This is a genomic window from Burkholderia sp. IT-111MI5 (assembly GCF_949752865.1).
Lineage (GTDB): Bacteria > Pseudomonadota > Gammaproteobacteria > Burkholderiales > Burkholderiaceae > Burkholderia > Burkholderia pyrrocinia_C.
In genome coordinates this window covers 81,811-100,902 of sequence record NZ_CATKIF010000003.1, presented here as the reverse complement: position 1 = coordinate 100,902, position 19,092 = coordinate 81,811, and the positions used below count along the sequence as shown (strand labels likewise).

Genomic DNA, 19,092 nt, shown 5'->3' with positions numbered 1-19,092 from the left:
ACGCAAAAAAAAACGGGCCCGTCACCGGGCCCGCGAACGGAGAGGATGGCGCCGGCAACCGGCGCACGGCGGCTTACTTGACCGCGCCGCCCTCGAACCAGGCGGCGAGCTTCGTCCGCTCGTCGTCGGTCATGTGCGTGACGTTGCCGATCGGCATCGCCTTCAGGCGCACGGCTTGTTCGTAGATGCGCTGCGCGTTCTTCGACACTTCGTCCGGCGTATCGAACAGCACGCCCGCGGGTGCGCTGCCCATCAGCGTCGGCTTCGACGAGTGGCACTCGACGCAGCGCTGCTGCAGGATCGGCATGATGTCGTTGATCACGATCTTCGGCGCGTTGGCGGCCTGCGCTTCCGGTGCGACCGGCTTCGGCATCGTCCACACCAGCGCGCCCGACAGCAGCGCGACGCCGCCGATCGGCAGGTACCACAGCTGCTTGCCGCGGTGACGCATCACGAAGAACTGGCGGATCAGTGCGCCGGCCAGCATGATCAGCACGAGCACGATCCAGTTGAACTTGTTTGTGTACGTCATCGCATAGTGGTTCGACAGCATCGCGAACACGACGGGCAGCGTGAAGTACGTGTTGTGCACCGAGCGCTGCTTGCCGCGCTTGCCGTAGATCGGGTTCGGCTCTTCGCCCTTGAGCATCTTGTCGACCATCTTGCGCTGGCCGGGGATGATCACGAAGAACACGTTCGCCGACATGATCGTCGCGAGCATCGCGCCGACGATCAGGTACGCGGCACGGCCCGAGAAGATGTGGCAAGCGAGGTACGCCGCGACGACGACGTAGAGGCCGACGCAGATGCCGAGCACGCGGTCGTTGGTGCCGAGGAGGCGGCACAGCGAGTCGTAGACGATCCAGCCGGCTGCGAGGAAGCCGAGCGCGGATGCGACGGCGACGACCGGGCCCATGTCGAGCACGCTCTTGTCGATCAGGTAGGTGTTCGGCGCGAGCAGGTACAGCACGAAGAACAGCGAGAAGCCCGACAACCAGGTCGTGTACGACGGCCACTTCGACCAGTGCAGGTCATCCGGCATTTCCGGCGGGGCGACCGTGTACTTCTGCATGTTGTAGAAGCCGCCGCCGTGGACGTGCCACAGTTCGCCGAACACGCCGCGCTTGCGCTGGTTCGGGTCGGTCGGCGGTTTCAGGCTGTTGTCGAGCGCGACGAAATAGAACGACTCGCCGATCCACGCGATGGCGACGATGACGTGCAGCCATCGCAGCGCGAGGTTCAGCCAGTCGGTGATGAAGCCTTCCATGAAACTCCTCCAGACTCAGATCGTTTGTCTTTGATGCGGGCGCCGATGCGTATGTCAGCTGCCGCGATAGGTGCTGTACGACCACGGCGACACGAGCAGCGGCACGTGGTAGTGCGAGCCGGTGTCGGCGATGCCGAAGCGCAGCACGACGCGGTCGACGAAACGGGGTTCGGGCACCTTCACGCCGAGCGACGCGAAATAGTCGCCGGCATGGAACACGAGTTCGTATTCGCCGGCGGCGAGCGCGGCGCCTTCGAGCAGGGGTTCGTCGCAGCGGCCGTCGCTATTGGTCAGCACGGTCTTGATCGCGCGGCGCGATTCGCCGTCCAGCGCGTAGAGGTCGACCTTGATTGCGGCGCCGGGACGACCGTGCGCCGTATCGAGTACGTGGGTAGTGAGCTTTCCCATTCGTTGTGTCCTTGTGTGAATGCGAGGTTCGGCGGCGACTCGATCCATTGACTGTGCGGCGGATCGAGGCTCCACGTCACGTGGCTACATACCCGTCGGCGAGGTGAAGCGAGCGCCGTGCAGGCATTGTAAAAAGGTTCCCCGAGCAAATACGGGCGCGATATCAAAGATAATGCGCCGCGCATAAGCGGCTGTCGACGGCACGCCGGATATGGCTTTCAGCCTGCGTTTCGGGCGTCCGGCGGCAGGGCGGACCAAGCGCGCGCGGCGTACCATATCGGAACCGTGAAGTGCGGTATTACGGATTGCGCATTGTGCGCCGCGCGTGCTTGGGCGATCCTCCCGCCGTGCGCGTCGGCCTGTGGCCCGCGCGTACCCCGAAGACGGCGAGCACGCCGGGTAACCGGGCCAGGGCGTTCGAACGGACGCAGGCACCGGGGCGTGCCGCGAATCAGCGTTCGAACGGCTTTGTGACCGTCCCCAGGATCAGCCCCTGGGGGCCGACCGACGCGGAGAACGCATGAACCTCGAGCAGCACGCCGGCGCACACGCGCCGAACGCATCCCCATCCCACCCGAAAACCCTGCTGGTCAAGCACGCCGACGTGCTCGTGACCATGGACGACACGCGCCGCGAATTGCGCGACGCGGGGCTCTACATCGAAGACAACCGGATCGTCGCGGTCGGCCCGACCGCCGAGCTGCCCGACACGGCCGACGAAGTGCTCGACCTGCGCGGCCACCTCGTGATCCCGGGGCTCGTGAACACGCACCACCACATGTACCAGAGCCTCACGCGCGCGGTGCCGGCCGCGCAGAACGCCGAGCTGTTCGGCTGGCTCACGAACCTGTACCGGATCTGGGCGCACCTGACGCCCGAGATGATCGAGGTGTCGACGCTCACCGCGATGGCCGAGCTGCTGCAGTCGGGCTGTACGACGTCGAGCGACCATCTGTACATCTACCCGAACGGCAGCCGGCTCGACGACAGCATCGGCGCCGCGCAGCGGATCGGCATGCGTTTTCATGCGAGCCGCGGTGCGATGAGCGTCGGCCAACGCGACGGCGGGCTGCCGCCCGATTCCGTTGTCGAACGCGAACCCGACATCCTGCGCGACACGCAGCGCCTGATCGAGACCTATCACGACGAAGGCCGCTACGCGATGCTGCGCGTGGTGGTCGCGCCATGCTCGCCGTTTTCCGTGAGCCGCGACCTGATGCGCGACGCGGCCGTGCTCGCGCGCGAGTACGGCGTGTCGCTGCACACGCACCTCGCGGAGAACGTCAACGACATCGCGTACAGCCGCGAGAAGTTCGGGATGACGCCCGCCGAATATGCGGAAGATCTCGGCTGGGTCGGCCACGACGTATGGCATGCGCATTGCGTGCAGCTCGACGATGCGGGCATCGGCCTGTTTGCGCGCACCGGCACGGGCGTCGCACACTGTCCGTGCTCGAACATGCGGCTCGCGTCGGGTATCGCGCCGGTGAAGAAGATGCGTCTCGCGGGCGTGCCGGTCGGCCTCGGCGTCGACGGCTCCGCGTCGAACGATGGCGCGCAGATGGTCGCGGAAGTGCGGCAGGCGCTGCTGCTGCAGCGAGTCGGCTTCGGGCCCGATGCGATGACCGCGCGCGAAGCGCTCGAGATTGCGACGCTCGGCGGCGCGAAGGTGCTGAACCGCGACGATATCGGCGCGCTGAAGCCCGGCATGGCTGCGGACTTCGCCGCGTTCGACCTGCGCCAGCCGCTGTTCGCGGGCGCGCTGCACGATCCGGTCGCGGCGCTGGTGTTCTGCGCGCCGTCGCAGACGGCGTACACGGTGGTGAACGGGAAGGTGGTGGTGCGGGAAGGGCGGCTGGCGGCCCTCGATCTGCCGCCCGTCATCGAGCGTCATAACGCGCTCGCGCATGCGCTGGTCGAGGCATCGCGCTGAACGAAGCCTGAAGCGATACGGTGGCCGCCTTGCCGGGCGTGCCGCCAGCCGCCGTCGCGTTGCTCCGCGCCGCGACGGCGCGGGCGGTGCGTGCGGTTACGCTTCGATCAGCGTGCGGGTGGCTTCGGCGACGAGGCTGCGCAGCCAGCGCACTTCGTCGGAGTAGTGGCAGCGCTCGTGCCACAGCTGGTAGTACTGCATCGGCGGGAAGTCGAGCGGCGCCGGCACGACCGACAGCGGCAGGAACTTCGCGTAGTGATCGGCGAACAGGCGCGTGGTCGTGAAGATCAGGTCGGACTTCACGAGCACGTACGGCGCGAGGTTGAAGTACGGCAGCGTGACGACCACATGACGCTTGAGCCGTTCGCGCGCGAGATGCACGTCGATCGCGCCGCGCTGTCCGACCGAGTACGGCGTCGGCGCGAGATGCGGCGCGTTCAGGTACTGGTCGAGCGTGAGCCCGCCGCGCTTCGCGAACGGGTGCGTGTTGCTCATCAGGCAGACGATCTCGTCGACGAACAGGTTCGACAGGTGCAGCTGCTCGGGCGGTTCGGGCCAGTTGCCGACGACGATGTCGAGCTTGCCGTCTTCCAGCGCGAGTTCGTAGTCGAACGCGGGGCCGAGCGAGTGAAACTCGAGCGTCGCGTTCGGCGCGGCCAGGCGGAAGCGCTCGACGACGGTCGGCACGAACAGCACGTTCAGGTAGTCGGGGCAGCCGATCCGGTAGCAGCGGATCGACGTGGCCGGGTCGAAGTTGTGCTGCTGGAACTTGATGCGCTCGATTTCACGCAGCGCATTCTGCACGGGCTCGAGCAGACGCAGCCCGTATTCGGTCGGCACCATGCCGGATTTGCCGCGCACCAGCAGCGGATCGCCGGTGATGTCGCGCAGGCGCCGCAGCGCGGCGCTGATCGCCGGTTGCGACTGGTTCAGTTTGACGGCCGCGCGCGTGACGCTGCGCTCCATCAACAAGGTGTGCAAGACGCGCAAGAGGTACGTGTCGATCGCCTCGCGTTGCTGACTCATGATTTCTCCAGGTTATATGGCTAGGCTGATCGAGGGGTACTGTGGGTATATCGTTTTTAATATGAACGAAAGTCAGCGTCAAGAGATGGATACCCGCACGCACCCGCCGGCCGGGCCTCGACAAGGGGCCTGAACGGGGTTGCAAGCGGGCGCGCGCGGCGCCGCGCGGAGGCGCGTGTAGTGCGACTCCGGATCGCGGCGCGGCGTGTGATGCGGCGGTTGTGTCAGTCGTCGATGCGCATGCCGACCTTCAGCGTGACCTGCCAGTGAACGACCTGGTCGCCTTCGATGTGGCCGCGCGTTTCGGTCACCTGGAACCAGTGCAGGTTGTGCAGCGTCTTGCCGGCCTTCGAGATCGCGTTGCGGATGGCGTCGTCGCTCGATTGCTGCGACGAACCGGTCAGTTCGATCAGCTTGTACACGTGGTCGCTCATGATGCGCTCCCTGGGATATCGGTCTGTATCGCCGGTGCAAGCTGCGGTCCCGAAGCGGCGCCGCGCGTGCCCGGCTTCTTGAGTGATAGGTATGATGGGCGGCAAGTGCAACCCATATCGGAGACGAGGAACATCGTGGAAGTCGGATTTTGCGGACCGGGATTGATGGGCGCGCCGATGATTCGGCATCTGCTGGCGGCCGGGCATCGCGTCAGCGTGTGGAATCGCTCGCGCGACAAGGCCGAGGCGCTCGTGAAGGACGGCGCGCAGGTGGTCGGCACGCCGCGCGAACTGGCGGAACGCGTCGATACGGTATTCGTGTGCGTGCTCGACGGGCGTGCGGTCGGCGACGTCGTGTTCGGCGAGCACGGGCTGCTTTCCGGTGACGCGGCGGCGCGCCGCCTGCGGCGCATCGTCGATCATTCGAGCATTCCGCCTGCCGCGACGCGCGACTACGCGGCGCGCGCGGCCGCGCTCGGCGCCGGCTGGGTCGATGCGCCCGTGTCGGGCGGCGTGCCGGGCGCGCAGGCCGGCACGCTCGCGGTGATGGCCGGCGGCCGCGCGACCGATCTCGACGCGGTGCGGCCGCTGATCGGCACGTACGCGTCGCGCATCACGCACATGGGCGACGCGGGCGCGGGCCAGACGGCGAAGCTGTGCAACCAGGCGATCGTCACCGCGACGGTGACTGCGATCGCCGAGGCCGTCGGCCTCGCGCAGGCGAGCGGCATCGACGCCGCGCGGCTGGCCGAGGCGCTGGCCGGCGGCTGGGCCGATTCGGTGCTGCTGCAGACGTTCGTGCCGCGCATGACGTCGAGCGGTCACGCGCCGATCGGCGCGCTGAGCACATTCCAGAAGGACGTCGATGCGATCGCCGACGCGGCGCGCGACACGGGGGCGGTGATGCCCGTGTCGGCCACCGTGCAGCAGGTGCTGCGGCTCGGCGCCGCGCAGGGGCTCGCCGGCGCCGATTTCGCCGCGTTCATCGATATCGTGCGGCCCGGCAACGGGCGTCGGCAGCCCGCGTGACGGGCAAGCGGCGCGCGTGAATGGCAGATGGGCCGCCCGGAGGCGGCCCATCGAATGACTGGCGGTTCAGCCGAGGGAGCGTGGTGTCGTGTCGCCGGCGTTCTGGCGACCGAGCCCGCCGCGCAGGCTCGCTTTCGTGCCTGCACCAAACTCGGGCAGGATGCGCGCGCGTGCCCGGCTCGCGAATACCAGGAAGCCGAAGCCGTTCGCTTCGTACCAGTACCCGCCGTTCTCGAGGCCGTCCAGCGGCTGCTCGAGCGCGTTGGCGATCGATTCGATGCAGCGCTTGCGCAACTCGGCGATGGCCGGATAGGGCGGCTGTGCGCCGCGCACGCTGCACAGGAGCACGTCGAGACCGGGCAGCACATGCGCGTAGAGGACGGGTTCGTCCTGCGCACGGGCGCGGGCAATCTTGGTGTCGAGCTGGGCGAAAGGTTTCGAGTGACGCAATACCGCGAGGAATGACTCCTGGCCATCCTGTTGGGCACGCCGACGTTTTTTCGGGAAGGACATAAACACTCGCCTCAAAAACAATTGCAAGAAATGCGGCACTTTCATGCGACCCACTCCCGGCTATGTACGCCGCATGTCGATCCTTTATAGCACACGAAAATGCTGCATTCGTGCAGTACGACGATCAATGTCTCCCGTCGACCTGCTCGCCATGATCGACACAGCCAGCGTCTTGGCGCCCGTACTGTCGTTTAGTCTCCATCATAGACCCGCTTTCCCCGCGCGTGCATTCGCGCGTCACAAAAAAATGAGACAGGCTGCATGCGGCGGGCGGCGCATGGCGTGCGCAATAAAAAGGCCCGCACGGGGCGGGCCTGACAGGCGGGGCGCTCAGCGGCTCAGCGCTGCTTGAGCGAATCGCGGATCTCGCGCAGCAGCACGGTGTCTTCCGGCGTCGCGGCCGGCGCGGCTTCTTCCGGCTTGCGCAGCTTGTTGATGAATTTCACCATCAGGAAAATGATGAACGCGAGGATGACGAAATTGATCGCCACGGTGATGAACGAGCCGTAGCCGAACGCGGCGACACCGGCCGTCTGCAGGTCCTTGAACGAATCGGGATTACCCTTGAACGTCGGAGGGATGGTGCCGAGCAGAACGAACTTGTTCGAGAAATCCAGGCCGCCCGTCAGCAAGCCGATGACCGGCATGATGAGGTCTTTCACGATCGAATCGACGATCTTCGAGAAGGCGCCGCCGATGATCACGCCGACGGCGAGATCCATCACGTTGCCCTTGACGGCGAACTCCTTGAATTCCTTGATGATGCTCATGAGCGGCTTTCTCCTTGTTGGTGCCAGAGGAGGCGTGCCGCGACGCGCAGGCTTGTATTGCGTCGAATGAGGGTCGGTGGCACGCCGATGGCCGCATGATAGCGAACGCTCCCCATTGCCGGTAGTCCATCTTGAAATGATTGACAAATCCGCGCGTCGGCGCGGCCGGTCATGCAGGGGAGCGTGGCGTGTGTTGCGGCGCGTCGACGGGAATGTCGACGCGCCGCGCAGGGTCAGGTGTTGTCGTCCGTCCAGCCGTCGTCGTTGCTGCCGAGATCGACGTTGCCGCTGCCGCCGTCGCTCCAGTTCGACGCGTCGCCGCGGCCGAGGTCGAAGCCCGGGTCGGCATCCTGCCGGCGGTGCTCGCCGTCGACGATCACGTCGCGTTCGACCACGCGCTCGCGGCCGCCGGACATCGCCTCGCCGAGCAGCACGCCGGTCAGCAGCCCGCCCATCCCGCCGCCGAAACCGCCGCCGCCTTGCTGGATCACGACGGGCGGCTGCTGTTGCGGGTAGGGCTGTTGCGGATACGGCTGGCCCTGCGCGCCCGTCATGCGATCGGCTTCCTGCGCGTACACGGAGCCGCTGCCGTTCGCCGGCGGCGCGGGTTGCGCGGCCGGATCGGGTCGGCCTTCGACGCGTGCCTTCACGCTCGCGTGACGCTGCTCGAGTTCGTCGACCTGATACGGCGGCACCGGATTCTTGCCGTTCGCCAGCGCCTCGACGAGCGTGCGCGCGTCGGTCTCGATCGCTTCGAGTTCGCCCATCAGCGCCGCGGCGCCGGGCGCCGTCGACAGCTTCGCGTCGAGTTTCAGCGGACGGATGTCGTTCAGTACGTCGGTCGCACGCTTGAGCTGCGTGCGGCGTTCGTCGTCGGCGCGGCTGTTGTCGGCCGTGCGCGCGCGCCGCAGCGTCCAGCGCAGCACCAGCGCGATCACCGCGACGATCAGCCCGAGGCTGATCCACATGCCGGTCGACGGGCCGTGTTTTTCGGCCGGCGCGACGGCGGGCGCGAGCGACGGCTGCAGCGTGCCGGCCTGTGTAGCCGACGGCGCGTTGCCGCTCACGCGCGCGGCGTCCGCACGAATGCGCGACTCCGTCTGTGCGAAGCGCGACGCGTCGGTGAAGCGCAGTTGCGGATCGAGCGACTTCGCACGCTGCAGCTGCGCGAGCGCGTCGGACGCGCGGCCTTCGCGGTCCAGCACCTGCGCATACAGGTAGCGCGCGTGCGCGTTGTTCGGATGGGCGTCGATGACTTGCGACAGCTGCGTGTCGGCTTGTTGCCAGTTGCGCTGGGCGATCGACTGCTCGACCTGCTGCAGCGACGGTACCGCAAACGCGGCGGACGACAGCAGCATCAGCGAGAGGCCGAGTGCGGCGAGAGATTTCTTCATGGTCGAACCGGGCGCAGGCGCCCGTCTCCTGACGATCGGTTCGCGCCGCGTGCCCGGGCGGGCCGCGGCGCGGTTGCCGTTACTGCGCGGGCGTGTCGAGCTGCTTCTTCAGCGCGGCGAGGCGATCCTCGACCGACGGGCCCTTGTTCAGTGCGGCGAGCTTGTCGTCGAGCGCCTTGCCGCTCGACGTGTCTGCCGAATTGAGGCGCGCGTCCGAGCGTGCGTTCTGCAGTGCGACCTTGTCCTCGAGCTTCTGGAAGTCCTCGGACAGGTTCTTGCCGCCGATGCCGCCCAGGGCGCTGGCCGCGACATCCTTTGCCTGCGCGATTTCCTGCTTGGCCTGCAGGATGTTCGAGCGCGCGTTCAGGTCGTTGCGGCGCTGGCGCATGTCGGCGATCTGCCCCTTCAGCTTGTCGACCGACGGCTCGAGCGTCGTCAGCTCGGCCGCGAGCGCGTCGCGCTCGGCTTCCGCGTTCGACTGCGCGGCCAGTGCCTCGCGTGCGAGCGCTTCGTCGCCGGACTGCAGCGCGCGCTTCGCGCCGTCTTCGTACTTCTTTACCTTGTCGTCGGCCGCATCGCGCTTGCTGCGCTGGGTCGCGACCTGCGCCTCGATCTCGATCAGCGAATTTTCGGCACGACCGATGCTGTCGTCGAGCTCCCGCACGATCTGCCGTGCGTCGCGCGACGGATCCTGTACCGAATCGGCCGCATCGTTCAGCAGGCCTTTGATCGTGCGCGAAACAGAGTCGAAAAGCGACATGAAATCCTCCGTGGTTGAAAGGCGCCGCGTAACCGCGGCAATGCCCGCCGCGTGCTGGTTGCAACCCGCGTGAGCCGGCGGATATTACACCACCGGTTCACTTAAATACGGCTTAAACGCGTGAGTTCAAGCGGCTTGCGTATCGGGATGACAAACCTTTCGCGATTGAAAGAAAATCGGCCGCGCGCACCATATTGCGTGTCCATGATAGGCCGAGGATGCCGACAATACGTTCCGCAAATCACGGCGTTGCGGGAATTTTTACAAAAAATCGCGAAGGCACCCGGTCGATTTCATTAAAATGCGCTGTCACGTCGCGGGAACGGATCGCCGCGCGGCGGGGTCTGTCGACGTGACAGTCGCATCTCGATGCACCCGCTCTGATCCATCCGCTTGCATTTCCGCATGCGTCCGAGGGCGCCACGTACGCCCGCCATTCCGACATGCCAATTATCAAACGACCACCTTCTTCTTCCGACAGGAACGAACCCCACTACACGCTGCGCCGTTCACCGTCCGGAGCCTATTACCCCGATGACGACGATCGCGACCATCGCGACGACGGCCGCCGCGCACAGCGCAGCGGCGGCGGGGGGCGTCGAACGTTCGGTTCGCGCGTCGCGCTGTGGTTCGCCGGCCTGTTCGCCACGCTGGCGATCGTCGGTGCGTTGATCGTCGGCTACGCGCTGGTCGTGATGGCGCCGCAACTGCCGTCGCTCGATGCGCTGACCAACTACCAGCCGAAGGTGCCGCTGCGCGTGTTCACGGCCGATCACGTGCTGATCGGCGAGTTCGGCGAGGAGCGCCGCAGCCTGGTGCGCTTCCAGGACATTCCGGACGTGATGAAGAAGGCGGTGCTCGCGATCGAGGACTACCGCTTCTACGAGCACGGCGGCGTCGATTTCGTCGGCATCCTGCGGGCGGGCGTCGCCGACCTGATGCACGGCGGCGCGCGCCAGGGCGCGAGCACGATCACGATGCAGGTCGCGCGCAACTTCTTCCTGTCGAGCGAGAAGACCTACACGCGCAAGATCTACGAGATGCTGCTCGCGTACAAGATCGAGAAGGCCCTGACGAAGGACCAGATCCTCGAGCTGTACATGAACCAGATCTATCTCGGCCAGCGTTCGTACGGCTTCGCGGCCGCCGCGCGGGTCTATTTCGGCAAGGACCTGAAGGACATCACGCTCGCGGAAGCGGCGATGCTCGCGGGGCTGCCGAAGGCGCCGTCCGCGTACAACCCGGTCGTGAATCCGAAGCGCGCGAAGGTGCGCCAGGAATACATCCTGAAGCGCATGCTCGAGGTCGGCTACATCACGCAGCCGCAGTACGACGCGGCCGTGAAGGAAGAGATCCACGTGCGCACGCCGGGCAACCAGTACGCGGTGCACGGCGAATACGTCGCCGAGATGGTGCGGCAGATGATGTACCAGCAGTACAAGGACGAAACCTACACGCGCGGGCTGACCGTCACGACGACGATCAACTCGGCCGACCAGGAAGCCGCGTACCAGGCCGTGCGTCGCGGCATTCTCGACTACGAGCGCCGCCACGGCTATCGCGGGCCGGAAGCGTCGATCAACCTGCCCGCGGCCGGCGACGACCGCGACGAGGCGATCGACGATGCGCTCGCCGATCACCCGGACAACGGCGACCTGCAGTCGGCGGTCGTGCTGTCGGCCTCGCCGAACGCGGTCGAGGTGCAGTTCGTCGGCGGCGCGACGACGACGATCGGCCCGGCCGGGCTGCGCTTCGTGTCGGGCGCGCTCGGCCCCCGCGCGAACAACGCGCTGCGCATCAAGCCGGGCTCGATCGTGCGCGTGCTGAAGGACGGCAAGACGGGCTGGCAGGTCGTGCAACTGCCGCAGGTCGAAGGCGCGCTCGTCGCGATCGCGCCGCAGGACGGCGCGATCCGCTCGCTCGTCGGCGGCTTCGACTTCAACAAGAGCAAGTTCAACCACGTGACGCAGGCATGGCGGCAGCCGGGCTCGTCGTTCAAGCCGTTCATCTATTCGGCATCGCTCGACAAGGGCCTCGGGCCGGCGACGATCATCAACGACGCGCCGCTGTACTTCCCGCCGAGCGTGCCGGGCGGCACCGCGTGGGAGCCGAAGGACGACGACCAGCCGGACGGCCCGATGACGATGCGCACCGGCCTGCAGCGCTCGAAGAACCTCGTGTCGATCCGGATCCTCGCATCGATCGGCACGCAGTATGCGCAGCAGTACGTGACGCAGCGCTTCGGCTTCGATCCCGCGAAGACGCCGCCGTACCTGCCGATGGCGCTCGGTGCGGGCCTCGTGACGCCGCTGCAGCTCGCGACCGGCTACGCGGTGTTCGCGAACGGCGGCTACAAGGTCGATCCGTACCTGATCGCCGAAGTCGACGACGCGCGCGGCCAGGCACTGCAGAAGTCGCAGCCGGTGATCGCGGGCAGCACCGCGCCGCGCACGATCGAAGGACGCAACGCGTACGTGATGAACAGCCTGCTGCATACGGTCGCGACGGCCGGCACGGGCGCGGGCACCAACGCACTGGGCCGCAGTGACCTGCAGGGCAAGACGGGTACGACGAACGACGCGAAGGACGGCTGGTTCGCCGGCTACCAGCAGTCGCTCGTCGCGGTCGCGTGGATGGGCTTCGACCAGCCGAAGAGCCTCGGCAGCCGCGAATTCGGCGCTCAGCTCGCGCTGCCGATCTGGGTGAACTATATGCGCACCGCGCTGAACGGCGTGCCGGAGCAGCAGATGCCGATGCCGGACGGCCTGACCTCGCTCGACGGCGAGCTGTACTACGCCGATCGCACGCCGGGCAACGGCTTCGTCGGGAACGTCGACATCAATCCGGCCGAGAACGCGATCAGCGCGAACGACGCACTCGGCTCGGCGGGCGCGGCAGGGCTCACGCCGCCGCCCGTCACGGCGCAGGAGAAGCAGCAGATCATGGACATGTTCGAGAGCAAGTAAGCGGTACGCCGCTGTTCCGGCATGCGACGGGCGCCTTCGGGCGCCCGTTTTTTTGCACGCTGCCGGCAGGTGGCGGGAGACGCGGAATCAGAACGACGCGCAGGCCGGCACGAACGTGATGCCGACCGACTCCTGATGGAACCGCTCCGCGTACGCATGCCGGATCGCGGCGAGCCGCGCGTGCGTGTCGGGCGTATCGTCGGCGATGATACGGATCACGAAGCTGTCTTCGCGTGTGATGTTGCCGGTCGCGCGGTCGCGCCACTGGCCGTGCGTGTCCCAGTACGTGAGGCCGTCGGGGAAACGCGGCGTGACTGTGTCGGCGAGGAACGCGGCGCGTTCCGCATCGGTGACGGGGCCGCGTCCCGCGATGTCGCGTCCGAACAGCAGGTCGGCTTGCAACATCCGGCTCGCGCCCGGCTGCGTGCAGGCCGGCTGCGCGCCGGCGACGGGCGAGGGTGGTGCCGCGCAACCGGCGAGCAGCGCAATCGCGGCGGCGGCGATCAGCGGCCGCGCGCGGCGCCGCCAGATTGCAGCCCATAGCGGCCGCATTTGCTCATTTCGCGTCCGACGACCTTCGTGCGCGCAAAACGCTGCGCGCTCAACCACTTGCGTGCTTGTTCGGCGGGTTATCAACAGGGCTGTCAACATAATCTGGGGATAACCCTAGGTCGGTTCGCCGGCGCCCGGCGCGCGGTCAGTGCTGCAGTTTCGCGTGCGCGAGATGCATGCCGAGCGTGCCGGGGTCGGTGTTCGTGCCCGACAGCAGCACGCCGACGCGCTTGCCCTGCAGCGTTTCGCGCAGCGGGCCGAGCAGCGCGGCGAGTGCGGCTGCGCAAGCCGGTTCGACCGACAGCTTCAGGTGCGAGAACAGGAACAGCATCGCGGCGCGCAGCGCGTCGTCGGACACGGTCACGATGCGGTCGACGTGGCGCCGGCACAGCTGGTAGCTGTATTCCTCGGTATGCGGCGCCATCAGCGAATCCGCGATCGTCTGCATCGCACTCATCTTGATCGTGTGATTCGCCGCGAAGCTGCGGCTCATCGCGTCGGCGCCTTCCGGCTCGACGCCGTACACGTGCACACGCGGATTCGCGAGCCGCAGCGCGGTCGCCATGCCGGCCGCGAGCCCGCCGCCGCCGATCGGCACGATCACCGCATCGAGGTCGGGTGTCTGCGTCGCCCATTCGTAGCCGAGCGTCGCGGTGCCGAGGATCGTGTGATAGCCGTTGAACGGATGGATGAAGAAGCGGCCTTCCTCGGCCTCGATCCGCCGCACGAGATCGAACGCCTGCGATGCGCTGCCCGCGAGCACGACTTCCGCGCGGTACTGCTTGCACTGCGCGATGCGCGTCGGGCTCGCGGTATGGAACATCACGACCTTCGCGCTGCTGCCGAGCCGCATTGCCGCATACGCGACGGCCGCCGCATGATTGCCGGCCGACACGCAGGTGACGCCGGCATCCTTGCGTGCCTCGTCGAGCGCGAGCAGGTGCGTGAATGCGCCGCGCGCCTTGAAGCTGCCGCTCACCTGCAGCAGTTCGAACTTGAAGTTGACGTGCGTGCCCTCGAGGGACGGCAGGTCGGCGCGTTCGAACACGGGCGTGCGCGCGACCCAGGGCGACAACGCGAAATGCTGCGCGGCGATTTCGTCGAGCGTCGGAATCGGCTCGCCGTCGATCGTCGTATGGGCAGTGCCCTGCTGTTCAGTCGACATGACGTGGCGGGTGGCGGAGTGGGCCGGCCCGCACACGCGGGCCGGCGTGGCGGGAGGCAGTCAGTGCGCGTCGACCGACATGCTGCGGATGAACTTGCGCAGGAACTGCTCGCAGCCGGCGAGCTGCGCGAGCTCGACATATTCGTTCGGCTTGTGGGCCTGCTCGATGTTGCCGGGCCCGCACACGACGCTCGGGATGCCCGCGCGTTCGAACAGGCCGGCTTCGGTGCCGTACGCGACCTTGCGCTTGTCCTGGTCGGCGGTCAATGCGCGCACGAGCTGCGTGATCGCGGCCTGTTCGGTCGCGTCGAGGCCGGGCGCCGCGGCGATCTTCGAGAACTCGATCGCGGCATTCGGATGCTCGCGAAGCATCTGCGGCAGCAGCGTTTCCTGCGCATACGCTTCGATGCGCGTGAAGATCTGCTCGGGATCGAGCGTCGGCAGGTTGCGGAACTCGAAGTCGAACCGGCATTCGGCCGGCACCGTGTTGATCGCGTTGCCGCCCTGGATCGTGCTCGTTTGCGCGGTCGTGAACGGCACGTCGTACAGCTCGTCGAACGGGCCTTCGGCGCGGAAGCGCTCGGCGATGTCGCGGATGTGGCAGATGAGGCGCGCCGCGTACTCGATCGCGTTGAGCCCCTTCGGCGTCAGCGACGAATGCGCCGCGTGGCCGCGCACGCAGCAGCGGTACGCGTTGATGCCCTTGTGCGCGATGATCGGCCGCATGCTGGTTGGCTCACCGACGATGCAGCCGGACGGCTGCACGCCGCGCTTGACGAGGTCGGCGATCATCAGCGGCGCGCCCGCGCAGCCGATTTCCTCGTCGTAGGACAGCGCGAAATGGATCGGCTTCGCGAGCTTCGTCGCCTGCATCTCGGGCAACAGCGCGAGCGCCGTGCCGATGAAGCCCTTCATGTCGCAGGTGCCGCGGCCGTACAGGCGGCCGTCGCGGATTTCCGGTGCAAACGGGTTGCTGTCCCATTGCTGGCCGTCGACCGGCACGACATCGGTATGCCCGGACAGCACGATGCCGCCGTTCGTCGAGCCGTCGTGCGCGGGCACCGTCGCGAACAGGTTTGCCCAGCCTTCGCGCGGATCGTGCGTGATCGTCGAAACGATGCCTTTCGCGGCGAGCGCGTCGCGCACCGTTTCGATCAGGCCGAGATTCGGCACGCGGCTCGTCGTGTCCATCGACACCAGTTGCTTGACCCAGGGCAGACTGACCAGCGATGCATCGCCTTGGGTTGCGGCGGACGGCGCCGTCGCGTCGAGAGTGGACATGGCAAAACTCCGTCTGATGAATGGGAAAATCATACTCAAAAACGCGCCGGCCCGCCTGCGCCGGGCGCGGTGCGGTGCAGCATCGCCGCGGCCCTCAGCGCACCGCGGCGGCCGCTCCCTGCTTCGGCGCGAGCGCGCGCAGCGTTTCCTTGATCGTCGACACGCGGATCGCGAGATCGGGCGAGCGCGTCTCGATGCGCAGCTTGTCCTGGCCCGCGAGCTTGATGTGCCGGTGCTTCTGCACCATGTCGATGATCCGCATCGGATCGATCGGCGGATTCGGCTCGAACTGCAGCCCGATCGCGGCTTCGCTCGCGTCGATCTTCACGATGCCGAGCGGCTTCGCGGCGATGCGCAGCCGGTGCGTCTCGACGAGTGCGTGCGCCTGCGGCGGCAGCTTGCCGAAGCGGTCGATCAGTTCCTCCTGGATGCCGTCGATCGCGTCGCCGTGCTCGCAGTTCGCGAGACGCTTGTACAGCGACAGCCGCTCCTGCACGTCCGCGCAGTAGTCGGCCGGCAGGATCGCGGGCGCATGCAGGTTGATTTCCGTCGTCGCGGCCAGCGGCGCGGTGAGGTCGGGCTCCTTGCCGTTCTTCAGCGCCTTCACCGCGTCGTTCAGCATGTCCGTATAAAGCTGGAAGCCGATCTCGTGGATCTCGCCCGACTGCTTGTCGCCGAGCACTTCGCCGGTGCCGCGGATCTCGAGGTCGTGCATCGCGAGATAGAAGCCCGAGCCGAGTTCCTCCATCTGCTGGATCGCTTCCAGCCGGCGCTGCGCCTGCTTGGTCAGTGCCTGCGGATCGTGGACCAGCAGGTACGCATAGGCCTGGTGATGCGAGCGGCCGACGCGGCCGCGCAACTGGTGGAGCTGCGCGAGGCCGAACTTGTCCGAGCGGTGCATGATGATCGTGTTCGCGCTCGGCACGTCGATGCCGGTCTCGATGATGGTCGTGCACAGCAGCACGTTCGCGCGCTGCGCGACGAAATCGCGCATCACGCGCTCGAGCTCGCGCTCGTGCATCTGGCCGTGCGCGATCACGATGCGCGCCTCGGGCACGAGCTCCTCGAGCATTGCCCTGCGGTTCTCGATCGTCTCGACCTCGTTGTGCAGGAAGTACACCTGGCCGCCGCGCTTCAGCTCGCGCAGCATCGCCTCGCGGATCACGCTTTCCTCCTCGCGGCGCACGAAGGTCTTGATCGCGAGCCGCTTCTGCGGCGCGGTCGCGATCACCGAGAAATCGCGCAGCCCTTCGAGCGCCATCCCGAGCGTGCGCGGGATCGGCGTCGCGGTGAGCGTCAGCACGTCGACTTCCGCGCGCAGCGCCTTCAGCGCTTCCTTCTGGCGCACGCCGAAACGGTGTTCCTCGTCGATGATCACGAGGCCGAGGCGCTTGAACTGCACGTCCGACGACAGCAGCTTGTGCGTGCCGATCACGATGTCGACGCTGCCTTCGTTGATCTGCGCGATCGCCGCGTTGACTTCCTTCGTGGTCTTGAAGCGCGACAGCTCGACGATCCGCACCGGCCAGTCCGCGAAGCGGTCGACGAAGGTCTGCGTGTGCTGCTCGGCGAGCAGCGTGGTCGGCGACAGCAGCGCGACCTGCTTGCCGCCCATCACCGCGATGAACGCGGCGCGCAGCGCGACCTCGGTCTTGCCGAAGCCGACGTCGCCGCATACGAGGCGGTCCATCGGCTTGCCGCTCGTCATGTCGCCGATCACGGCCGCGATCGCGGCAGCCTGGTCGGGCGTTTCCTCGAAGCCGAAGCTTTCCGCGAATTTCACGTAGTCGCGCGGGTCGAGCGCGAACGCGTGGCCTTCGCGGGCCGCGCGGCGCGCGTACAGGTTCAGCAGCTCGGCGGCCGTATCGCGGATCTGCTGCGCGGCCTTGCGCTTCGCGCGCTCCCACTGGCCGGAGCCGAGCGCGTGCAGCGGCGCGCTGTCGGGATCGGCGCCGCTGTAGCGCGAGATCACGTGCAATTGCGCGACGGGCACGTAGAGCTTGCTGTCGCCTGAGTATTCCAGATGCAGGAATTCGGTTTCGCCTTCGCCGAGATCCATCGACACGAGGCCCATGTAGCGGCCGATGCCGTGCTGCGCGTGGACGACCGGGTCGCCGACCTTCAGCTCCGACAGGTCGCGCACCATCGCGTCGACGTTGCTGGCCTGTTCCTGCCGGCGACGGCCCGCGCGGCGGCCGAGCGCGCCGTACAGCTCGGTCTCGGTGACGATCGCGTAGCCTTCGCCCGGCACCGCGAAGCCGCTCGACAGCGGCGCGACGCCGAGCGCGAAGCGTTCGTCGCTCGCGAGCCAGCCGGCGAAATGGTCGTTCGACACCGGCCGAAGATGGTGCTCGGCGAGCAACTGCAGGATCGTCTCGCGGCGGCCGGCCGATTCGACGGTCAGCAGCACGCGCTTGCCCGACGATTCGACGAACGTACGCAGCGACGCGAGCGGATCGTCGGAATGCCGGTCGACGGTGAGCTCGGGCAGCGCGGTCGCCCAGCCGCCGGCCGGTTGCGCGGGCAGCACGACGCGTGCGAACGGCTTCGCGAACGCGAAGAAATCCTCGTCGGACAGGAACAGGCGCTGCGGCTCCAGGATCGGCCGCTCGCGATCGTGCGACAGGAACGCGTGGCGCTGCTTCGTATCGGCCGTGAAGCGGCGGATCGACGCTTCGAGATCGCCGGTGAACACGAGGTGCGCGTCCTGCGGCAGGTAGTGGAACAGCGTGGCCGTTTCGTCGAAGAACAGCGGCAGGTAATACTCGATGCCGGCCGACGGCACGCCGTTGCCGATGTCCTTGTAGATCGGCGCGCGGCTCGGGTCGCCTTCGAAGGTCTCGCGCCAGCGGCTGCGGAAGGCCGTGCGCGCGGCTTCGTCGAACGGGAACTCGCGGCCGGGCAAGAGGCGCACGTCGCGCACCGGGTAGAGGCTGCGCTGCGTGTCGGGGTCGAACGCGCGGATCGAGTCGACCTGGTCGTCGAACAGGTCGATCCGGTACGGCAGCGGCGAGCCCATCGGGTACAGGTCGATCAGCGAGCCGCGCACGCAGTATTCGCCGGGCCGCACGACCTGGCTCACGTGCTCGTAGCCGGCCAGCGTGAGCTGCGCCTTCAGCTTCGCCTCGTCGAGCCTTTCGCCCTGCGCGAACGCGAACGTGTACGCGGCCATGAACGACGCGGGCGGCATCCGGTACAGCGCGGTGGTGGCGGGCACGAGCAGGATGTCGCAGCGGCCTTCGCCGAGGTCGTGCAGCGTCGCGAGCCGCTCGGACACGAGGTCCTGGTGCGGCGAGAACGTGTCGTACGGCAGCGTTTCCCAGTCCGGCAGCAGGCGCACGCGCGCATCGGGCGAGAAGTAGCGGATTTCCTGCGAAAGCCGCTGCGCGTCGACCGCGTTCGCACAGATCACCGCGAGGAGCGGCACGTCCCGGCGGTTGTCGGCGAGATAACGGGCGATGGCGAGCGCGTCGGCGGAACCGTGCGCGCCGTCGAAGGCAAAGCGCTGGCCGGGTTTGACGCGGGCAACGGGCGAGGCGGACAGGGTGGAAGCGTTATCTGGCATAGGGACGGCAGGGGTGGCGTGCACGGGCG

The 19,092-nt window shown here is 67.3% G+C and carries 15 protein-coding genes; 3 read left to right on the top strand and 12 right to left on the bottom strand.

Annotated features, from left to right (window positions below):
- Nucleotides 1-73: 73 nt before the first annotated feature.
- The gene (locus ACM6JT_RS02435; protein ID WP_105390487.1) at nucleotides 74-1,267 is read right to left on the bottom strand and encodes a urate hydroxylase PuuD; all 1,194 of its coding nucleotides are present in this window, start codon (nucleotides 1,265-1,267) and stop codon (nucleotides 74-76) included.
- A 54-nt stretch (nucleotides 1,268-1,321) separates the two neighbouring features.
- Nucleotides 1,322-1,675: a hydroxyisourate hydrolase gene (uraH, locus tag ACM6JT_RS02430; RefSeq protein ID WP_011352401.1), complete on the bottom strand. Its 354-nt coding sequence runs from the start codon at nucleotides 1,673-1,675 to the stop codon at nucleotides 1,322-1,324.
- A 520-nt stretch (nucleotides 1,676-2,195) separates the two neighbouring features.
- On the opposite strand from uraH, the gene ACM6JT_RS02425 reads away from it, so the two are divergent.
- Complete coding sequence (locus ACM6JT_RS02425; protein WP_414855925.1) at nucleotides 2,196-3,608, top strand: 8-oxoguanine deaminase; 1,413 nt, start codon at nucleotides 2,196-2,198, stop codon at nucleotides 3,606-3,608.
- A 96-nt stretch (nucleotides 3,609-3,704) separates the two neighbouring features.
- Here the strand turns inward: ACM6JT_RS02425 and ACM6JT_RS02420 are convergent, their stop codons facing one another.
- Together ACM6JT_RS02420 and ACM6JT_RS02415 are read right to left on the bottom strand one after the other, a co-directional pair.
- Complete coding sequence (locus ACM6JT_RS02420; protein ID WP_006478550.1) at nucleotides 3,705-4,634, bottom strand: LysR substrate-binding domain-containing protein; 930 nt, start codon at nucleotides 4,632-4,634, stop codon at nucleotides 3,705-3,707.
- 224 nt (nucleotides 4,635-4,858) lie between these two features.
- A complete protein-coding gene (locus ACM6JT_RS02415) occupies nucleotides 4,859-5,068 on the bottom strand; it encodes a dodecin (protein WP_011549586.1) in 210 nt (69 codons plus the stop codon).
- Nucleotides 5,069-5,203: 135 nt separating this feature from the next.
- Between ACM6JT_RS02415 and ACM6JT_RS02410 the strand changes: the two genes are divergently transcribed.
- The gene (locus ACM6JT_RS02410) at nucleotides 5,204-6,097 is read left to right on the top strand and encodes an NAD(P)-dependent oxidoreductase (RefSeq protein WP_175749942.1); all 894 of its coding nucleotides are present in this window, start codon (nucleotides 5,204-5,206) and stop codon (nucleotides 6,095-6,097) included.
- Nucleotides 6,098-6,163: 66 nt separating this feature from the next.
- On the opposite strand, the gene ACM6JT_RS02405 is transcribed toward ACM6JT_RS02410, so the two are convergent.
- The 4 genes from ACM6JT_RS02405 to ACM6JT_RS02390 all read right to left on the bottom strand — a co-directional run bounded on the left by ACM6JT_RS02405 (nucleotide 6,164) and on the right by ACM6JT_RS02390 (nucleotide 9,534).
- The gene (locus tag ACM6JT_RS02405) at nucleotides 6,164-6,610 is read right to left on the bottom strand and encodes a hypothetical protein (protein ID WP_027784713.1); all 447 of its coding nucleotides are present in this window, start codon (nucleotides 6,608-6,610) and stop codon (nucleotides 6,164-6,166) included.
- A 338-nt stretch (nucleotides 6,611-6,948) separates the two neighbouring features.
- Nucleotides 6,949-7,380, bottom strand: a complete 432-nt coding sequence (gene mscL / locus ACM6JT_RS02400; RefSeq protein WP_034181166.1) for a large conductance mechanosensitive channel protein MscL — start codon at nucleotides 7,378-7,380, stop codon at nucleotides 6,949-6,951.
- Nucleotides 7,381-7,613: 233 nt separating this feature from the next.
- Nucleotides 7,614-8,774 (bottom strand): tetratricopeptide repeat protein, encoded by a 1,161-nt coding sequence (locus tag ACM6JT_RS02395; protein WP_414855924.1) that lies wholly within the window; start codon nucleotides 8,772-8,774, stop codon nucleotides 7,614-7,616.
- Nucleotides 8,775-8,853: 79 nt separating this feature from the next.
- Complete coding sequence (locus tag ACM6JT_RS02390; RefSeq protein ID WP_059233905.1) at nucleotides 8,854-9,534, bottom strand: PspA/IM30 family protein; 681 nt, start codon at nucleotides 9,532-9,534, stop codon at nucleotides 8,854-8,856.
- Between the two features lie 443 nt (nucleotides 9,535-9,977).
- Here ACM6JT_RS02390 and ACM6JT_RS02385 point away from each other — a divergent pair, with 443 nt between their 5' ends.
- On the top strand, nucleotides 9,978-12,500 hold the full coding sequence (locus tag ACM6JT_RS02385; protein ID WP_034181169.1) for a penicillin-binding protein 1A: 2,523 nt from the start codon (nucleotides 9,978-9,980) through the stop codon (nucleotides 12,498-12,500).
- 87 nt (nucleotides 12,501-12,587) lie between these two features.
- On the opposite strand, the gene ACM6JT_RS02380 is transcribed toward ACM6JT_RS02385, so the two are convergent.
- The 4 genes from ACM6JT_RS02380 to mfd form a co-directional block, all read right to left on the bottom strand.
- On the bottom strand, nucleotides 12,588-13,052 hold the full coding sequence (locus tag ACM6JT_RS02380; protein WP_414855923.1) for a DUF3574 domain-containing protein: 465 nt from the start codon (nucleotides 13,050-13,052) through the stop codon (nucleotides 12,588-12,590).
- A gap of 145 nt (nucleotides 13,053-13,197) precedes the next feature.
- Nucleotides 13,198-14,217: a threonine/serine dehydratase gene (locus ACM6JT_RS02375; RefSeq protein ID WP_034181170.1), complete on the bottom strand. Its 1,020-nt coding sequence runs from the start codon at nucleotides 14,215-14,217 to the stop codon at nucleotides 13,198-13,200.
- Between the two features lie 60 nt (nucleotides 14,218-14,277).
- Nucleotides 14,278-15,498, bottom strand: a complete 1,221-nt coding sequence (gene argE, locus ACM6JT_RS02370) for an acetylornithine deacetylase (protein WP_131948644.1) — start codon at nucleotides 15,496-15,498, stop codon at nucleotides 14,278-14,280.
- Nucleotides 15,499-15,592: 94 nt separating this feature from the next.
- Nucleotides 15,593-19,063 carry a transcription-repair coupling factor gene (gene mfd, locus ACM6JT_RS02365; protein ID WP_034181172.1) on the bottom strand — a complete coding sequence of 1,157 codons (3,471 nt, stop codon included), beginning with the start codon at nucleotides 19,061-19,063 and terminating at the stop codon, nucleotides 15,593-15,595.
- Between the last annotated feature and the right edge of the window lie 29 nt (nucleotides 19,064-19,092).

Bases quoted from the DNA above. Each gene is read 5' to 3' on its own strand.
- argE (WP_131948644.1), bottom strand. From the start codon at position 15,498: ATGTCCACTCTCGACGCGACGGCGCCGTCCGCCGCAACCCAAGGCGAT.
- ACM6JT_RS02425 (WP_414855925.1), top strand. From the start codon at position 2,196: ATGAACCTCGAGCAGCACGCCGGCGCACACGCGCCGAACGCATCCCCA.
- ACM6JT_RS02385 (WP_034181169.1), top strand. From the start codon at position 9,978: ATGCCAATTATCAAACGACCACCTTCTTCTTCCGACAGGAACGAACCC.
- uraH (WP_011352401.1), bottom strand. From the start codon at position 1,675: ATGGGAAAGCTCACTACCCACGTACTCGATACGGCGCACGGTCGTCCC.
- ACM6JT_RS02415 (WP_011549586.1), bottom strand. From the start codon at position 5,068: ATGAGCGACCACGTGTACAAGCTGATCGAACTGACCGGTTCGTCGCAG.
- ACM6JT_RS02375 (WP_034181170.1), bottom strand. From the start codon at position 14,217: ATGTCGACTGAACAGCAGGGCACTGCCCATACGACGATCGACGGCGAG.
- ACM6JT_RS02380 (WP_414855923.1), bottom strand. From the start codon at position 13,052: ATGCGGCCGCTATGGGCTGCAATCTGGCGGCGCCGCGCGCGGCCGCTG.
- ACM6JT_RS02395 (WP_414855924.1), bottom strand. From the start codon at position 8,774: ATGAAGAAATCTCTCGCCGCACTCGGCCTCTCGCTGATGCTGCTGTCG.
- mscL (WP_034181166.1), bottom strand. From the start codon at position 7,380: ATGAGCATCATCAAGGAATTCAAGGAGTTCGCCGTCAAGGGCAACGTG.
- mfd (WP_034181172.1), bottom strand. From the start codon at position 19,063: ATGCCAGATAACGCTTCCACCCTGTCCGCCTCGCCCGTTGCCCGCGTC.
- ACM6JT_RS02420 (WP_006478550.1), bottom strand. From the start codon at position 4,634: ATGAGTCAGCAACGCGAGGCGATCGACACGTACCTCTTGCGCGTCTTG.
- ACM6JT_RS02405 (WP_027784713.1), bottom strand. From the start codon at position 6,610: ATGTCCTTCCCGAAAAAACGTCGGCGTGCCCAACAGGATGGCCAGGAG.
- ACM6JT_RS02435 (WP_105390487.1), bottom strand. From the start codon at position 1,267: ATGGAAGGCTTCATCACCGACTGGCTGAACCTCGCGCTGCGATGGCTG.
- ACM6JT_RS02390 (WP_059233905.1), bottom strand. From the start codon at position 9,534: ATGTCGCTTTTCGACTCTGTTTCGCGCACGATCAAAGGCCTGCTGAAC.